At 64.4% G+C, this 17,776-nt stretch carries 9 protein-coding genes and 1 pseudogene; 3 read left to right on the forward strand and 7 right to left on the reverse strand.

Going from position 1 to position 17,776, the window contains the following annotated elements; genetic code table 11:
* Nucleotides 1-74: 74 nt before the first annotated feature.
* Entirely contained in the window at nucleotides 75-551 is a 477-nt protein-coding gene (locus ACRB8A_RS12545) for a GtrA family protein (protein ID WP_082178292.1), read from the reverse strand.
* 74 nt (nucleotides 552-625) lie between these two features.
* Here ACRB8A_RS12545 and ACRB8A_RS12550 point away from each other — a divergent pair, with 74 nt between their 5' ends.
* The gene (locus ACRB8A_RS12550; RefSeq protein ID WP_432244819.1) at nucleotides 626-2,212 is read left to right on the forward strand and encodes a DUF2142 domain-containing protein; all 1,587 of its coding nucleotides are present in this window, start codon (nucleotides 626-628) and stop codon (nucleotides 2,210-2,212) included.
* Here ACRB8A_RS12550 and ACRB8A_RS12555 read toward each other — a convergent pair.
* From ACRB8A_RS12555 to ACRB8A_RS12565, 3 genes are all read right to left on the reverse strand, one after another.
* Nucleotides 2,209-4,197 (reverse strand): glycosyltransferase, encoded by a 1,989-nt coding sequence (locus tag ACRB8A_RS12555; protein WP_432244820.1) that lies wholly within the window; start codon nucleotides 4,195-4,197, stop codon nucleotides 2,209-2,211. The two genes, ACRB8A_RS12550 and ACRB8A_RS12555, sit on opposite strands and share 4 nt — an antisense overlap.
* Nucleotides 4,194-5,381, reverse strand: coding sequence for a UDP-galactopyranose mutase (gene glf, locus ACRB8A_RS12560; protein ID WP_050685607.1), 1,188 nt, complete (start codon nucleotides 5,379-5,381; stop codon nucleotides 4,194-4,196). The genes ACRB8A_RS12555 and glf overlap by 4 nt, the downstream gene beginning before the upstream one ends.
* 112 nt (nucleotides 5,382-5,493) lie before the next feature.
* The gene (locus ACRB8A_RS12565) at nucleotides 5,494-6,078 is read right to left on the reverse strand and encodes an acyltransferase (RefSeq protein WP_285240733.1); all 585 of its coding nucleotides are present in this window, start codon (nucleotides 6,076-6,078) and stop codon (nucleotides 5,494-5,496) included.
* Nucleotides 6,079-6,257: 179 nt separating this feature from the next.
* Between ACRB8A_RS12565 and ACRB8A_RS12570 the strand changes: the two are divergent.
* A pseudogene (locus ACRB8A_RS12570) lies at nucleotides 6,258-8,477 on the forward strand (FtsK/SpoIIIE domain-containing protein); the annotation flags it as partial.
* Between the two features lie 1,815 nt (nucleotides 8,478-10,292).
* Here the strand turns inward: ACRB8A_RS12570 and ACRB8A_RS12575 are convergent.
* On the reverse strand, nucleotides 10,293-10,781 hold the full coding sequence (locus ACRB8A_RS12575) for a hypothetical protein (RefSeq protein ID WP_432244821.1): 489 nt from the start codon (nucleotides 10,779-10,781) through the stop codon (nucleotides 10,293-10,295).
* A 230-nt stretch (nucleotides 10,782-11,011) separates the two neighbouring features.
* Here ACRB8A_RS12575 and ACRB8A_RS12580 point away from each other — a divergent pair, with 230 nt between their 5' ends.
* On the forward strand, nucleotides 11,012-11,260 hold the full coding sequence (locus tag ACRB8A_RS12580; RefSeq protein WP_015937605.1) for a WhiB family transcriptional regulator: 249 nt from the start codon (nucleotides 11,012-11,014) through the stop codon (nucleotides 11,258-11,260).
* Nucleotides 11,261-11,373: 113 nt separating this feature from the next.
* Here the strand turns inward: ACRB8A_RS12580 and ACRB8A_RS12585 are convergent, their stop codons facing one another.
* Both ACRB8A_RS12585 and ACRB8A_RS12590 read right to left on the reverse strand, forming a co-directional pair.
* Nucleotides 11,374-12,840, reverse strand: a complete 1,467-nt coding sequence (locus ACRB8A_RS12585) for a sensor histidine kinase (protein WP_050685605.1) — start codon at nucleotides 12,838-12,840, stop codon at nucleotides 11,374-11,376.
* Nucleotides 12,841-12,867: 27 nt separating this feature from the next.
* Nucleotides 12,868-17,721 carry an NAD-glutamate dehydrogenase gene (locus ACRB8A_RS12590; RefSeq protein ID WP_432244822.1) on the reverse strand — a complete coding sequence of 1,618 codons (4,854 nt, stop codon included), beginning with the start codon at nucleotides 17,719-17,721 and terminating at the stop codon, nucleotides 12,868-12,870.
* Nucleotides 17,722-17,776 lie beyond the last annotated feature (55 nt).

Raw genomic sequence — 17,776 nt, forward strand, 5'->3', positions numbered from 1 at the left:
CTTCCGGGACGGGGACTTCGTCGTGTCGGCACAACCCATGCAAGCCAGAGGGCACAACCGGCCCGTTGGATAGTTCAGGAACCGCTGTACTCTTCGGGAACGCGCTTGAAAATCCAGTGCCGGTAGAGGAAGTAATTCCAAACTGTCGTCAGCGCTGTTGCCGACGCCTTTCCAAAAATATATGACCAGCCCGCCGCGTCAAAGCCGGTGACAATCAAATCGCTGACCAAGACATTAACGATCACCAGCAGCACGTATTTTGCCGCGCTGACGCTTCCATTGTTATTCGCCTGGAAAGTGAAAATCCGCTGCAACAGAAAATTGAATACCAGGCTGATGAGGAATGCGATGGGCGTGGCAATCCACAGCGGCACCCCGAATACCTCATGGAATATCGCCAAAAGCCCCAGGTCAAGCGCAAAAGACAACCCGCCCACCAGCAGGAACCGGACTATCGGATGCCGGTAAAGGACCACCGCAAGGTTTGACGGGGCAGGGTCTGCTGCGGTCGCCGCTGAGGCGGACGACTCCCTGGGAGCAGATTTTCGCATGATGGGTGGCCTCTCCAGTGGTACGGAGTGTTCAGCCAGCGAACGGCACAGCTCCAAGTACCATTTAAACTATCATGCAGATTTTCAAGAGGCAGGCTCTGGCGCCCAAAAACAGTCGTTCATCCAGCCTCAACCAGCTACCTTCCCCGGTCCGCGTCCTGGTCACCGCTTGGTTGCTGTTTGGCTGCCTGGGGTCGATCTGGAGCTTCGCTTCTCCCCTTATGTCGGTCCCCGACGAGCCCGCCCACGCCATCAAAGCCGCAGCCGTGGCTAGGGGACAATTCAGCGGCAGCAGCTCCGGCATTCAGGGTGAGCCGCTCACCGTTAATGTCCCGGGCTACATTGCGCACCTTGGCGAGTACAGCTGCTTTGCCCAAAAGTCGGATGTCACCCCGGACTGCTCACAGCAAATTGATGCCGGCGACAGGACCTGGATTCCCGCCAAGACGTCGGCCGGCAATTACAATCCTGTCTACTATGCAATTGTTGGCCTCGGCAGCCGGGGCCTCAGCGGCGAGCCGGCCATTTATGCGATGCGGCTTATCAACACCTGGCTTGTTTCATTTTTTCTTGCGTCAATCTTTTGTGCGGCTGCTTCCCTTCGCCGCTTTCAAAGGCCTGTTATTGCCGGCGCCATCGCCCTGACGCCGTCCGTATTTTTCCTCACCGGCGCCATTAATCCCAACGCCCTGGAAATCGCTGCATCAGGTGCGGTATTCATGAGCCTCTGCGCCATCCTTGAACAGTCCGCCCGTAAAACAAAAATCAGCAGCCTGTTGCTTGTCATTTTTGCGCTGGCTGGTGCGCTGCTGGCCCATACCCGGCCCCTTTCCCTGCTCTGGCTTGCCATTGCCGCCCTTTCCGCCATGCTCTGTCACAGCGCCCCTGCACTCTTCCGGGCGCTGCGGGACAGGCGGGCCCAGGCCGCCGTCCTGGCCGTGGGACTGTCATGCTCATTCGCACTTTGGTGGGTTGTCTCGGCAAAGAGCTTCGAAAGCCTCCTGGCCGGCAGTGAATCCATCCCGGCAGACGTGGCGGCTGTGGAAATGGTGGATAAAACAGTCGCCTTCATGGCCCAGTACGTGGGTGTCCTCGGTTGGCTCGACACACAACCGCCCGTCGCCGCCACCTACGCCTGGGTCCTCGGCTTCGGGGCCATGCTGCTTCTCGCCTATACGTCCCGTCCGGTCCGTGGGCGGTGGGCAATGGTGCTGCTCACGCTGACCGTGCTCGTGATTCCTGTTGTCCTGCAGGCAAGTTCCAGTGAGCAGCTGGGCTGGATCTGGCAGGGCCGGTACGCCCTGGCGATGGTTGTGACGATGATTCTGGCGGCCGGCGTCACCGTCCGCTTCCGCCCGTACAAAGTGACACCCTGGGGCTCGTCGCTGCTCCGGTGGAGCATCGTCCTCGCCATCCTGGCGCACACGTACGTTTTCCTTGAAGGAATGCGCCGTTACACGTTGGGGATCCAGGACCACGTCAACTGGACAGAGATGTTCGAGCCGCTCTGGCAGCCCCCGGGAACCTGGCAGGGCCTGACGGCCATGTACCTGCTGGTACTCGCTGTCAGCGGCCTTTGCCTGCACCGCTGGCTGACCATCCGGCCCAGCGCGCCCCGGCCGGCTGCAGCCGACCGGCAGCCGCGCCAGGACGGCTATTAAGAGGCAGCGGCCGACTTGCCTGCATCATCAAAGGTTTTCCGCCAGGATTCCATCGATACGAGGTCCGGCAGGGCCGAGCGGTAGGTTTCTGCGAGGGAGTTCCAGTTCCTGAACAGCCTGGCATGCTGCACGGCGGAGAGCTTGAGCATGGCTTTCAGTTTGCGGGGATCGCGCTTGTACCAGGACGCAGCGGTGCCCTCGGCATTTGAAACAACCACCGAATCGAAATTCGCAATGCGGAACCAGCGGTTATCAAGGTGCGCAAGATAGGCCTGGGGACGCTCCAGTGACTCCGCTGAAGGCTGTTTGAGCAACTGCCGTGCCACCGTGGCCACACCCCATCTGACCATGTCCTTCTTCGCCGGCATCCTGCTGTCGGATCCCGCCGACAGTCCTGCCCCCAAGGCGGGCGCCGGAAAGTCGTCTACGTCCTCCACCATTTGTGCATCAGTGTAGGAATTGCGGGCCTCGTTGATGCGGGCCAGTTGGGTGCCAAGTGTCGGGTGCAGGCGGCCAGGTCCCGCGAGCAGGTCGTCCCGGCCTTGAAGGCGGTTTTGTGCCGTAAAGTACTGGAGCGAAACAAGGTGTTTCACATCTTCCTGGAACGACCTGGCAAGAACATCCCCACCCTTGGGATGCGGGCTGTGCAGGAGCGCAGTAATCAGTCTGTTGCGGTTGTGGAAGTAGGCCTGCCAGCCCACAAGGTCGTCCTTGTCCAGCCATGAAATGTGCCAGAGGGCCGCGCCGGGCAGCGAAACTGTGCGGTATCCGGCAGCCCGTGCGCGAAGCCCGTATTCCGAGTCGTCCCACTTGATGAAAAGCGGCAGCGGCAAGCCGATATCGCGGATGATCGACGTGGGGACCATACACATCCACCAGCCGTTGTAATCAACGTCGAAGCGCCGGTGGAGCCAAGGAGTCTGACGAAGGTTTGACACACTGAAGTCGTGCCGCATCTGCATGTCCTCGTGCGGCTGGCTCGGCGAGAAGGTCCGCGCGTCGATGGTCTCACCCATCGAATACAGGGTGCTCCGGCTGTAAAGGTCGAACATGTGCCCGCCCACGATCGTGGGGTTCTTGCAGCGGCCCGAGAATGCCATCATCCTCAGGATGCTTTCGGGCTCGATGACCACATCATCATCAAGCAGCAGGACATAGTCGCTGCCGTTGTTGACGCCCTCGTACATGCCCCTGGCGAAGCCGCCGGAGCCGCCCAGGTTGGCCTGGTTGATGATGCGAAGCTTGGATCCCAGCCGCGCAGCGACATCAGCGAAGCCTGGCTCGGCGACGACTTTCCGGGAGCCCTGATCGACAACAATGACTTCCCTTGCGAGTTCAAGCGCTTCGGGGTGGTCGGCCAGTGTCCGGATGTTGGCCAGGCAGAAGTCCGGCTTGTCCATGGTGGTGATTTGGATGGTGGCCTGCTCCCCGGCGCGAAGTGCCGGCGGTCCCTCCCAGCGGGCTTCCTTCAGGACAAGGTCCCCGGCGCCCGATGCCAGGTCGAACCAGTACCAGCCGCCATCACCGAACGGTTTGATGGACAGCAGGAACTCTGTCCGGCTGTCGCCGTCCACCCTCGCGCCGTTCACCCGCTGAACGGTGCCGCGGGCATTGGACTTGTAGACCGCGACGGAGCCGTGTCCTGCCGTCTCAACCACAAGCCGGATGTCGCGCAACGGGGTCCAGCGTCGCCAGTAGCTTGCAGGGAAGGCATTAAAATACGTTCCCAGGGAGAGCTGCTCGCCCGCCCGAACCCGGATGGAGTGGCGCGACAGCAGATCATCGAAATGAACGTCGCGTGAGCTTGAACCTACAAGGTGGAGTTTTTCCTCGACAGGCTTGGTGTTCCTGGCGAACTCATCGCTCTCCTTGAACCGTGCCCCGGTGGCCGGGCCGGCGTCCGCATAGAGCGACATGGTGTCCACCCCGGACTCCGGCGGGAAAATCACCCGCTGAAGGGTGGCCCAGCCCGGAGCTTCGTTCATGCGTCGACGCCTCCGCTTTCCAGCTTGGCGCCACTCTCGAAATGCGGCCGGATCTTGTTATCGAACATTGCCAGGGCAGAGCCGATGGCCATGTGCATGTCCAGGTATTTGTAGGTACCCAGGCGCCCGCCGAACAGGACGTCCTTTTCCGCCGCTGCAAGATCGCGGTACTTGAGCAGGCGGTCACGGTCCACCGGCGTGTTGATGGGGTAATAGGGTTCGTCGCCCTTTTCGGCCGCGCGTGAGAACTCGCGCATGATGACGGTTTTCTCAGTCTGGTACTCCCGCTCGGGGTGGAAGTGCCGTGGTTCGATGACGCGGGTGTAGGCAGTGTCGGCGTCGTTGTAGTTCACCACTGACGTGCCTTGGAAATCGCCGACGTCGAGGACTTCCTCTTCGAAGTCGATGGTCCGCCAGGAAAGGTCGCCCTCTGAGAAATCGAAGTAGCGGTCGACAGGCCCGGTGTAGATGACGGGTATGGTGCCAACCACCTTTTCCTTGCTGTACTCGTGGCTTTCGTCGAAGAAGTCGGTGTTGAGCCTGACCTCGATATTCGGGTGTTCGGCCATTTTTTCGATCCAGGCCGTGTAACCGTTGGTGGGCAGGCCCTCATACTTGTCGTTGAAGTACCGGTTGTCATAGTTGTAGCGCACCGGGAGCCGGGAAATGATGCCGGCCGGCAGGTCCTTGGGGTCCGTCTGCCACTGTTTACCGGTGTAGTGCTTGATGAAGGCCTCATAGAGGGGCCGGCCGATCAGCTGGATTCCCTTGTCATTGAGGTTCTGCGGATCGGTTCCCGCCAGTTCGCCTGCCTGTTCCTGAATCAGGTCCTTGGCCTGGCCCGGGGTGAGGTTGGCCCGGAAGAACTGGTTGATGGTGGCCAGGTTGATGGGGAGTGAGTAGACCTCGCCCTTGTGGACGCCGTAAACCTTGTGCACATAGTTTGTGAAAGTGGTGAAGCGGTTGACGTACTCCCAGACCCGCTCATTTGAGGTGTGGAAGAGATGCGCGCCGTAGCGGTGGATCTCAATTCCCGTCTGCTCTTCTTTTTCACTGTATGCGTTTCCACCAATGTGGTGGCGGCGGTCGAGGACAACGACCTTGAGCCCGAGCTCCGTTGCGGCTTGCTCTGCAATTGTCAGGCCAAAAAAGCCGGACCCTACGATAACGAGGTCAGCGGTCACAAAATCTCCTGGATAGAAAGCGGGCAGCACCCTGTTGTGCAGGGTCTGCGGCTCTAGCGTACCTGAGGGGGTATGAAGCCAACCAATATCGGCGGCACGCACGGCGCCGCGATCAGGCCTCCCGCAGGGTCCCGTCCTGTTCCCGGTAATGCGCTCCGGTGATCGGGCAAACCCAGTCCTGTCCCTCCAGCCGCAGCGGCTGCCCGGCTTTCCCTACCCACCCGATCCGGTGTGCCGGGACCCCTGCGACCAAGGCAAAGTCCGGCACATCTTTGGTGACAACGGCGCCTGCTGCCACAGTGGCCCACGCCCCGATGGTCACCGGGGCGATGCAGACGGCGCGGGCACCCACAGCGGCGCCTTCCAGGATGGTGACGCCGACCTTGTGCCAGTCGTCCTCAGTCTTCAGGCCGCCGTCGGGGTTTACTGCGCGGGGGAAAACATCATTTGTCAGCACAACTGCCGGGCCGATGAAAACACCGGCCGCCAGCACTGCCGGTTCGTAGACCAGGGCGTAGTTCTGGACCTTGCAGTTATTGCCCAGCACCACTCCGGGGCCGATGTAGGCCCCCCGGCCCACAACGCAGTTCTCCCCCACACGTGCAGCCTCCCGGACCTGGGCCAGATGCCAGACTTTTGTCCCGGCACCGATCAGGGCATCCGCGGAGACGTCTGCGCTGGCGGCTACGGTGCTCACGGGAGGCGCCTGCTTTCCAAACGGACGGAGGTGATGGTGTAGCGATCCTAACCGAGGCGGATGCCACCGGCGAGACCGGACGCCCGCTGACATCCGCACTTTTCCACATGGAAACCCGCAGCCGCGACGGCGGGAAGCCTGCTGGCTAGCGTGGTGGCAACGAGGTAAGGACCACAACCATGACACTGCATTTCACCTTGGTGGGCCGCCCCGGCTCAGCGGTGCCAACGGAACCGTTGGAGCTGACCGTTGCAGCCCCTTCGGGGACTCCCGGCAGTGACCTGCTCCCAGTCCTCGCGGCGTCCTATGCCGTGGCCGGGGTGACGGTGGCGGGACAGGACCTGGGCTCCCTGGCCGTTGGAACGCCACCCCTGGTCAATGGGGCGGTGCTCGTGGCCTGCGGAGCAAGGTACCCCACGGACCGCCAGCAGGGCCGGGGTGCCCAGCGGCCCGGCAGCCATGGCCTGCCACCGGCGTCACTGACACTCGCAGTGCACAGCGGACCCGGCGCCGGCACCCTGATACCCCTGCGGCGGGGAACCTACACCATCGGCCGCGACCATGCGCGGATCTCCATCCCGGACCCTGACCTTTCCCGCGAACATGCCCGGCTGGTTGTCACGGACACAGACATCGTTCTTGTCGACCTGGACAGTGCCAACGGCACCGAGGTTGACGGTGTGCAGGTCAACCGGGCGACGGTGTCCACCTCGTCGGGCATCCGGTGCGGCAACACCACCATGTCCCTCGTTTTCGTCGATGTGCCACAGGCGCCGCTGTCGGATGCCGGGCTTTCCGTGCAAATGCCCTTGGTTGTCCCCGGCCGGAGCGAACCGTTCAGCAGGGCCCTGCTGCTGCCTGCCCTCCTGCCACTTGTGGTGGGGGTCGGCCTCTCGGCTTTCACCGGGATGTGGCTGTTTTTGGCGTTTTCTGCTGTGTCCGCGGTCTCCGTCGCCCTTCCGGTGGCAGCTTCCCGCCGCTACAGGCGCGAACTGTCTGCGGCCGTCCGGTCGGCCGTGGAACAGGACCGGCAGCGGCGGGTGCAGTCCGCTCCGGCCCTGTCCCTGGTGGCACTGGCAGCGCGGCAGGCTGCCGGGACCTCTGACGATCCGCCGCCGGACGGCCTGTGGCTCCGGCTGGGCCTGGCCCGGCGGCCGGCAAATGTCCTGATCGAACCGCCTGTTCCCGGTGCCCGCATCCCGTCAGCGGGGACTGTCCCCGTGTCCCTGGACCCGGGTATCCGGCATGCAACCATCCGCGGGCCCGGAGACCTCGTCCTGGGGATGTGCCGGTCGTTCCTGATGCAGCTGACGGGGTACCCGCGGGGCCGCAATGCCCGGGTGCTTGTCCACGGTCCCGCTTCGCTGCTGCCCCTGGCCGCGCGGTATCTGCCACAGGTGGCCCTGACCGCCACCACGCCTGCATGCCTGGATGCGTTGTCCCGGAATGGCGGCGCCGGCGTTTTCCTGGTCCTTGGTTCACCGGCAGACCCAGCCGAAGACAGCACCGGCGATGGACTGCCTGGTGAGGCTCTGCGCCGGGGCTGGCGCGTCCTGCAGTTCTTTCCGGCAGGAGGCCCGGACGATTCCACTGTGATCCTCTCCGGGCGGGGCTCCACCGTGCAGTCAGGCCCGCGGCGGCTGCAATTTGTCCCGGACCTGGCCTCAGAGTCTGTTTTCAGCCGCTTCTGCCGTCAGTCAGCAGCGGCTCCGATGCGTCCGGATCCGGGCACGCAGCCAACACCGGCGGCCTGCCCACTCAGTGCGCTGGTTCCGACCTCCGCCGGCCAAACGGCCTTCCGCTGGAAATCCGGTGCCGGGCAGGCCGGGCTTCCAGTTCCGCTGGGGCTGGGACCGGAAGGATCGTGCGGGTTTGACCTGGAAGCGGACGGCCCCCACCTGTTGGTGGCCGGGACCACGGGATCAGGCAAGTCGGAGCTGCTGCGGACGCTGGCCCTGGCGTTGGCCCTCACGTATCCGCCGGATCGGGTCACTTTTCTTTTTATTGATTTCAAGGGCGGATCCGGCCTGGGTCCCCTGGCCGGGCTGGTTCACTGCGTGGGTCTGCTGACCGACCTCTCGAGCCACGAACTGGATCGGACGCTGGCCTCCCTGCGTGCCGAAGTCCGGTTCCGTGAGCGGGTCCTCGCCGCTGCGGGCGTCCCGGACCTCGGCGCCTTCCTGCCCGCACCGGGGGATCCGCCGCTCCCCCACCTGGTGATTATCATCGACGAGTTCCGGATGCTGGTCGACGATGCACCCGAGGTACTCCGTGAACTGATGCGGATCGCTGCCGTTGGCAGGTCGCTGGGCCTGCACCTGGTGATGGCCACCCAGCGGCCCCAGGGTGCGCTCACCGCGGACATCCGGGCCAATGTCACGTCCAGCATCGCCCTTCGTGTCCAGTCGGAGATGGAATCGATGGAGATCATCAGATCCCCGGCGGCCGCCGCCATCGGCATCGGCTTACCGGGCCGGGCATTCCTGGCCCGGGGCAGTGAATGCATCCAGGAGTTTCAAACCGCAACCAGCGCTACGGGTCGGGCAACGCCGCCGTTATGGGTGCGGCGGGCGGTGGATCAGTTGGAACATCCCGGCGCCGGCTCCGGTGAACCTGACGCTGCGCCCACCCCTGCCCGCGCAGCAGCTCCACTGGTGGCCCTGGTCAGGGACCTGTGGGCCAGCTGGAACGGGGCGCCCCCAAGGCGGCCGGTAGCAGCGCCATTGCCGTTGTTGGTCCAGGAGCCCGTAATCGACAATCAGCGGCCTGTCGTCCCGCCGTGGCGTGGCGGCCGGGAACCTGCAGGCGCCGGATCCGAATCCGGCGTGCAGTCCCGGCCCGTTGGCCTGGGACTGTTGGACCTGCCGGCGGAACAGCAGGTCATTCCTTTGGTGTGGGATCCGGCCCTGGACAGCCATCTGGCCCTGCTGGGCGGACCCGGTTCCGGAGCGTTGGATGCGTTGGAACTTGCAGTGATAGGGCTTGCCTCGCACCCACAGGAGAGCCACCTGTACTACCTCGACGCCGTTGGCGCCTTCCGCCACCGGGCCGGCGATGACCGGACGGGTGCCCACGCCGGCCTGCATGAGGCACGCCATGCCGTCCGGGTCCTCGAGTTGCTGCACCAGGAGATGGCCCGCAGGCTCGGCGGAGAAGAATCCGGCACGCCACTGGTGTTGGTCATTACCGGCTGGGGATCCTGGGTTTCGGCGTTCCGTGCCGGTCCGCTGGCGTGGGCCGAAGAGCTGGTTCACGACCTGGTCCGGGATGGCTCGCAGGCAGCGATCACCATCATTGTTTCCGGCGGCCGGGAACTGGTGACTGCAAGGTTTTTCGGGGCGCTGCCCAACAGGCTGTTTTTCCCTGCCGGTTCCACGGAGGAAGGCCGCCTGGCCTGGCCGCGACTGCCCGCCGTCGCGGCCGCCAGGGGGCGGGCTGTGGCTTTCGGGCCCGTGGCCGGCAGCAACGCTGCGGTATGCCAGGTATTTGTTGGGTCGCCCGGAACGCCGGTGGCGCCACAGGTCGAACGGCGTCCCTTCAAGGTGGAACCTTTGCCTGCCGTGGTGACGGTCAGTCAGGTTCGGACCCGGTTTCCTGGGCCGCACCCGTACGCTGCAGCTGCCGGCACGGCGGCCGCAGGCCCATCACTGGTGTTTGGAATCGGCGGCGACGAACTGGCTCCCGCCTCTCTGCCGCTCCCGCCCGGCGGCGTGCTGGCGGTATTGGGCGGGCAGGGAAGCGGCAAGTCAGCGGTCCTGGCTGCCATCCAGGCACTGAATCCGGCCCCGGACCGGTGGTTGCAGCTGGCCGCTGATGCCGACGCAACTCCAAGGCTCCAGCGCGCCCTGGCGGAGGCGGGCACGGGCCGGCTCCCCCGCAGTACCGTGCTGTTGGCCGATGACGCAGACCTGCTGCCGGCCGCTGCGCTGGCGGATCTGACAGCCTTGCACACCCTGGGCTACGCAGTGGTTTTTACGGCCCGGTTCAGCCCCCTGCTGATGCACCGGTTTCCGCTCGCCACGGACGTCCGGGCCGCTGGAACCGCGTTGCTGTTGTCGCCGCGGAGCCTGGCGGACGGGGATCTTTTGGGAATCCGTTTCGAACTCGAGGACAGGCCCCCGCCAGGACGGGCGGTCCTGGTGTCCAACGGACGTTCCCGCCCTGTCCAGGTGGCCTGGGCAGGACCGTCAGGACCGTCAGGACCGTCAGGACCGTCAGAGGGTGGGCGCCGGGTTCCCGGTCCGGGTCGCGAAGCCAATGACTTTGCTGCTGAAAAGGAGCAAGGTGGCAATGATCGCCGGGATAACCATCAACAGGCCGGGGATCACTACCCCACCACTGATGCTCGGAAATCCGATGACCAGGACAAATAGCTGTGCCACCAGGGCGGCGGCCCGGGTCCAGCGGTAGCCGCGGCTCAGGAAAACCGCCGTGGCGTAAAGCCATGCCGAAAAAGCCAGCATCAGCCCCAGCGTGAACACGGCTCCCCAGAAAGAAAGCACGGGGCTGCCGGAGAACAGTTGGTAGCCGTACCAGGCTGCGGCCACCAGCAGTGCGGTGGCCTCGGCGGCCACGATACCGGCCACCACAAGGACGGCCCGGGGGCGGTGGAGGGTCATGTCTCCCACAGCGGAATCCGGGCGGCTGTCCGGTTCCTCCGCGGGGACGGCGGGCTCTGGTGGCGGTGCGGGGGGTCTTGACACACTGGCACCCTACCGGACATAGTCGGACAGTGGTGCGGGCCTGCCCCCACAGTGTGATGTATCGCTCAGCGTTCCCGGGATATCAAGCGTTATTACCCCTTGTTTACACAGCGTTAACATGACAGGCTGGATTCAGATGACCAACGGGGCCCTGCCGGGCCCTTTTCCTTTGTAGCGCTTAGTGAATAATTTCACAAGAGCTTTTCCCAGAATTGGAGCGACTGATCAGCATGGATTGGCGTAACCGCGCAGCGTGCCTCGAAAAGGACCCGGAACTTTTTTTCCCCGTGGGAAACACGGGACCTGCCCTCCTGCAGATCGAGGAGGCCAAAAGCGTGTGTCGTCGCTGCCCGGTGGTGGACACCTGCCTGCAATGGGCCCTTGAGTCCGGCCAGGACGCCGGCGTGTGGGGCGGCATGAGTGAAGACGAGCGCCGTGCCCTTAAGCGCCGCGCAGCCAGGGCCCGCCGCGCCTCCTGATCCCGCGGGGCCTCGGTCCCCAACCATGGCTTTATCCGGAAGCCCCGGTGGCAACCTAACAAGGTTGCCACCGGGGCTTCTGCGTTCCCGCCGCCGCGGGTAACGCGAGGGGCTTATTTGCCTTCGAGGCTCAACAGGATCTGGACCGCGGTTCCGCCGCCGTCGCGGGGAAGCCACGCGATGCTGCCACCCAGCTCGCTGGTCACCAGGGTGCGCACAATCTGCAGTCCCAGTCCCTCAACGTGCGGCGTCTCGGGAAGTCCCACCCCGTCGTCGGCGATGGTCACCGTGATTTCTTCGCCGTTGTCCCCGTCCGTCCGGTCCGCAATCAGCCAAACCGTCCCAGCCTTGCCGGCCAGCCCATGTTCCACTGCGTTGGTTACGAGTTCGTTGATGACCAGGGCAAGCGGCGTTGCAAGATCGCTGGGCAGTTCTCCGAACGTTCCGGAGCGCTCGGTTTTGACCTGTTGGGATGGGGAGGCAACCTCCGCCGAGAGGCGGAATTGGCGGCCGATCAGTTCGTCGAAGTCGACGCTCTGCGTCAGGCCCTGGGACAGCGTCTCATGGACCAGGGCGATGGTGGCAACCCGGCGCATGGCCTGCTCCAGGCCCTGCTTCGCCTCATCGCTGACCATCCGCCGGGACTGCATCCGCAACAGCGCCGCCACGGTCTGCAGGTTGTTTTTGACCCGGTGGTGGATTTCCCGGATGGTGGCGTCCTTGGTGACAAGCTCCATTTCGCGGCGCCGCAACTCGGACACGTCGCGGCAAAGGACCAGGGCGCCGAACCGCTGCTGCTCATCGCGCAGCGGGATGGCCCGGAGGGACAGGCTTACGCCGCGGGACTCGATTTCGCTGCGCCAGGGCATCCTGCCCGTGACCACCAGGGGCAGGGTCTCGTCCACCATGCGCCGGTCCTTCAGCAGGCTCGCGGTCACCTCCGCCAGCGACCGGCCTTCCAGCGATTCGCCGTCACCCAGCCGCCGGAAAGCCGATACGCCGTTGGGACTGGCGTACTGAACGATGCCCTCGGCGTCGAGCCTGATCAGTCCGTCGCCAACGCGCGGCGCACCGCGGCGGGAGCCGGTAGGTGAGGCGAAATCAGGCCACAGGCCCAGCGTCCCCATCCGGAGCAGGTCATAGGCGCACTGGCGGTAGGTCAGCTCCAGGCGGGACGGCATGCGCGAGCTGGACAGGTCCATGTGCGTGGTGACGACGGCGAGGGTCCGCCCATTGCGCACCATTGGAACCGCTTCGACGCGCAACGCCATGTCGCTGCTCCAGTTGGTTTCGCTGGAACGCTCGATGGTGCGGCTGTGCCAGGCTTTGTCCACCAGGGGCTGCAGGTCAGACCGGATCCCCTCGCCCACGAAGTCCCCATGGAACACCGTGTGCGTGGTGGAGGGCCGGACGTGCGCCAAAGCGACATAGCCGTGGTCAGGGTGGGGGAACCAGAGTGCCAGGTCGGCGAACGCCAGGTCCGCCACCATCTGCCAGTCCCCCACCAGGAGGTGCAGCCACTCCGCATCCCCCGGCCCGAAATCAGCATGTTCCCTGATGGGGTCCGTAAAGATTGCCACTGCACCTCCAGTTGCGACGCCTGCTTATCAGCGTCGGACGATTGACCTCAAGAGCCTCAATGCTACCGACAGTGAAGCCATATCATCGGCCTCGAGCGAGTTGACCTCGTCGAACATGCTCTTTGCCCGGCCCAGCTGTTCGGCATTCTGTGTCTCCCAGTCCGTCAGCCGCGCTTCCGGTTTCCCACCCGCGGGGGTGGCGTCCAGCACCGCCGTCGTCATGTCCGAGACTGTGGAGTACAGGTCATCGCGCAAAGCTGCCCGGGCCAGGGCCTGCCACCGGTCCTGGCGCGGAAGGCTGCTGATCCGTTCCAGCAGCGAGTCTGCGTGGAAGCGGTTGAAGACCGTGTAGTAGACCGCGGCAATGTCCGCCACCGAATCTTCACGGAGCCTTGCGATCTTGGCGATGTCCAGCAGCACGAAGCTTTCGAACAGTTCGGCCCACCGCAGCGCGAGACCTTCGGGGAGGTCCCACTCGCGGGCTTTGTCCAGCCAACCGGAAACCCGGTCGCGGTCGCTGCCTTGGAGGTAGTCCAGCAGGTGTGCCCGCATGGGCTCCACGAGGGGCTTGAACTCGGCTATGACATCAGCGATGGACTGTGACACCCCGCCCTGGCTCAGCAGCCACCGGACGGCGCGGTCCAGGAGCCGCCGCACGTCGAGGTGCACGGCGCTCCAGTGCTCGGTTGGGAACGAGGCCGGCAGGCTGTTCAGTTCCGCCACCATGGCGTCCAGCCCGTAAACCTCACGGAGTGCTACGAAGGCCTTTGCTACGGCGACCTCGCTGGCCGACGTCTCCTCCATGACCCGGAACGCGAAGGTGATGCCGCCGAGGTTGATGATGTCGTTGGCTACAACCGTGGCGATGATTTCCCGGCGCAGGGGGTGTGTATCCAGTTCATCGTCGAAGCGTTCCCGCAGTTGCTGCGGGAAATAGGCCCGCAGGGTCTGCCGGAACCACGGATCATCCGCCAGGTCGCTCTCGCGCAGGGCGGAGGCGAGTTCGATCTTGGCGTACGCGGCCAGGACCGACAGCTCAGGTGAGGTCAGGCCCTGCCCCTGCTGCAGCCGTTCCCGCAGTGTTGCCGTCGTGGGAAGGGCCTCAAGGTCACGCTTAAGTTCAGCCCGCACCTCCAGCCAATCCATCAGCCGTTCGTAGCTGGGGCTCCACTCCGCCACCCGGGTGCGGTCGTTGAGCAGCAGGATGTTCTGGTCGATGTTGTCCTCGAGCACCAGGCGGCCAACTTCGTCCGTCATCGAGGCGAGGAATCCGGCCCGTTCTTCACGGGAAAGCTTCCCTGCGGCCACCATACGGTCCACGAAGATCTTGATGTTCACTTCATGGTCGGAGCAATCAACGCCGGCAGAGTTGTCGATCGCGTCGGTGTTCAGAATGACGCCCTGCAGGGCCGCCTCGATTCGGCCACGCTGGGTCATGCCCAGGTTTCCGCCTTCGCCCACCACCTTGACCCGCAGGTCCCCGCCGTCCACGCGGATGGCGTCGTTGGCTTTGTCGCCTACGGAGGCGTTGGTTTCGCCGGCCGCCTTAACGTAGGTGCCGATCCCGCCGTTGTAGAGCAGGTCTGCCGGCGCCAGGAGGATGGCGCGGAGGAGTTCCGGCGGGCTGAGTTCGGAGGTTGCGGCCGGAAGGCCCAGCGCTGTCCGGACTTCCGGGGAAAGCGGAATGGATTTTGCGTGGCGGGGGAAGACTCCGCCGCCGGCGCTGATGAGCGACTTGTCGTAGTCGTCCCAGGACGAGCGGGGCAGCTCAAAGAGCCGCTGCCGCTCAACGAACGACGATTCCTCATCCGGGGTGGGGTCCAGGAAGATATGGCGGTGGTCGAACGCCGCCAGGAGCCGGATATGGCGGGACAGCAGCATCCCGTTGCCAAAGACGTCCCCTGACATGTCGCCCACGCCCACCACTGTGAAGGGCTGGGACTGCGTGTCCAGGTCCAGCTCGCTGAAGTGGCGCTTGACGGATTCCCAGGCGCCGCGGGCCGTGATGCCCATGGCCTTATGGTCGTAGCCCACCGAACCACCGGAGGCGAAGGCGTCGCCGAGCCAGAATCCGTACTCGGCGGCCAGCCCGTTAGCGATATCGGAGAACGTGGCGGTTCCCTTGTCCGCAGCCACCACCAGGTAGGAATCGTCGTCGTCATGGCGGATGACGTCCGACGGCGGCACGAGCCTTTCGTTTTCGCCTTCGGTGACGAGGTTGTCGGTAAGGTCCAGCAGGCCACGGATGAAGGTTTTGTAGCTCTCCACACCTTCCGCCATCCACGCTGCACGGTCTGCTGCAGGGTCCGGCAGCTGCTTGGCGAAGAAACCACCCTTCGCGCCGGTGGGCACGATCACTGCATTTTTGACGGTTTGTGCCTTGACCAGGCCCAGCACCTCGGTGCGGAAATCCTCGCGGCGGTCAGACCAGCGCAGCCCGCCGCGGGCCACCTTGCCGAAGCGCAGGTGGACGCCTTCCACCCGGGGTGAGTAAACCCAGATCTCGAACATGGGCCGCGGGAAGGGCAGGCCTTCGATCTGCGAAGGGTCAAGCTTGAAGCTGAGGTGCGGCTTGTGCTGGAAGTAGTTGGTGCGGAGCGTGGCCTCGATGAGGTTAACGAAGGTGCGGAGCACCCTGTCGGCGTCGAGCGTTGCCACCTTCTCGATGGAGGCTGACAGGTCCTGCCGCACGGCGTCCTGCGCTTCGGTGCGCTTGTTGTTCCCGCCTGCCGGATCAAACCTGGCCGCGAACAGGTTCAGGAGCCCGTGGGTCACGTCTGGATTGGCCAGCAGGGTGTCGGCCATAAAACCGAACGAACTGGTGTTGCCCATCTGGCGCATGTAACGGGCGTAGGCGCGGAGCACCGTCACCTGGCGCCAATGGACACCTTCGCGCAGGACCAGCCTGTCGAAGCTGTCCGTTTCAGTGGCCCCGCCAACAGCGGCGCCGAAGGAGTCTGCCAGCAGCTCCCCTGTGGCCAGCGGATCCACACCGGCGGGGTATTTCAGGCCAAGGTCGTACAGGAAGAAGTCGCGGTTATCGGCAGTTTCAATTTCGAAGGGCCGCTCGTCGAGGACTTCAAGGCCCAGGTTGTGGAAGAAGGGCAGGATTTGGCTCAGGCTCTTGGGCTCGAGCATGTAGAGCTTTACGCGGGCGTCTTCTTCCAGGGTTGCCCCGGCACCCTCAGGCAGGTACACGTGGACACCTGGCCGTTCCTGCCGGGCACCCTCAATGCGTTCGGCTGCGGCGCCGTACTTTTCAAAACGGCGGATGTCTTCAAGGGCATCCTCCACCTCGTAGTCCACCCGGTACCCTGCCGGGAACGCCTCGGACCAGATGGCTGCGAGCATCTTGGCATCGTCCACATCAGGGGTTTCCCGCAGGACCTCCGCGACGCCTTCACTCCACGAACGGGCAGCACGGACCAGCCGCTTCTCCAACTCCTCGGCGTTGATGTCCACCACATCGGCGTCCTTGGGCAGGCGGATGCGGAAGAAAAGCCGGGCCAGCGCGGACTCCGTCATCCGGGCCTCGTAGTCGATGGACACGGCCTGGAACGTTTCCCGCAGTTCCTGCTCGATGCGGAGCCTCACGTTGGTGGTGTACCGGTCCCTGGGGAGGTAGACCAGGGCCGACATGAACCGGCCGTAGATGTCGGGCCGCAGGAAGAGCCGGGTACGGCGCCGCTCCTGCAGTTTCTGGATGCCCAGCGCCGTGGCTGCAAGGTCCTCGGCCTCGATCTGGAACAGTTCGTCCCGCGGGTAGGTCTCCAGGATGCCCAGCAGGTCCTTGCCGGAGTGGGAGTCGGCGGGGAACCCCGCGCTACGGAGGACAGCGTCGACTTTTTCCCGGACGATGGGGATATCCAATACTGAACCGGCATACGCGCTGGTCGCGAACAAGCCAATGAACCGGCGTTCGCCATTGACGTTGCCCGCGGCGTCGAAGCTTTTGACGCCGATGTAGTCCAGGTATGCGGAGCGGTGGACGGTGGAGCGGGAGTTTGCCTTGGTGATCACCAGGGCCCGCTTCTCGCGGGCCTTCTTCCGCCCGGCGTCGGTGAGGTGCTGGACGTGTGGGGAGTCGGCTGAATCCCGAAGCAGGCCCAGCCCGCTGTCGTCACGCAGTTCGAGCACGTCCTCGCCCGCAACGTCCACCAAATCGTATTCGCGGTAGCCGAGGAAAGTGAAGTTGCCGTTATCCAGCCAGCGCAGAAGGTCCTGGGCCTGGCGGAGCTCAACGATCTGGGAGGGGTTGGCCACCTCGTCCAGGCTGTCGGCGATGCGCAGGGCCTTCTGGCGCATCTTGGGCCAGTCCTCCACCGAGGCGCGGACATCATTCAGGACCCGCCGAAGGCCCGTAAACAGCGCCTCCTTCGCATCCTCGGGAATGCGGTTGATTTCGACGGCGATCCAGGACTCCATGTGCGAAGCGTTCTCGCCCGTAGCGATCAGGTGGGACAGGCTGGGCATCGCCGCGGTGTCGCCGCTGGAGATGCCGAGGGAGGCGGGCACCTTGTTGACCCTCGCGAGCTCGCCGCTCTCCCGGTTGCGGGTGGCAACAAACAGCGGGTGGATGACGAGTTTAATGGCTGCATGCTGCCGGACAATCTCGGCATTGACGGAATCCACCAGGAACGGCATGTCATCCGTGACGACAAAAACCACGCTGCTGTCTTCTTCGTCGGAGATTGAGACGATGGCCTGGCCCGGAAGCCGCTTGGCCCCCACTCCGCGATGGTGCTGTGCCCTGGCCGCGAGCGTTTCGCCGGCATAGCCACGGGCGTCCTCCTCGGCAAGGTGTTGGTAGTAGTCCCCAAGGAAGCCTTCAAGGCCTTCCGTGGAAAGGGGCTGATCCTCCACGCTGGATCCAGACGACATCGACACACGCCTCCATCACAAGATTTTTACTGCACCGTTGCAGCTCTTATGCCGA

The sequence above is a fragment of the Arthrobacter sp. G.S.26 genome, from assembly GCF_050847375.1.
Classification (GTDB): Bacteria; Actinomycetota; Actinomycetes; order Actinomycetales; family Micrococcaceae; genus Arthrobacter.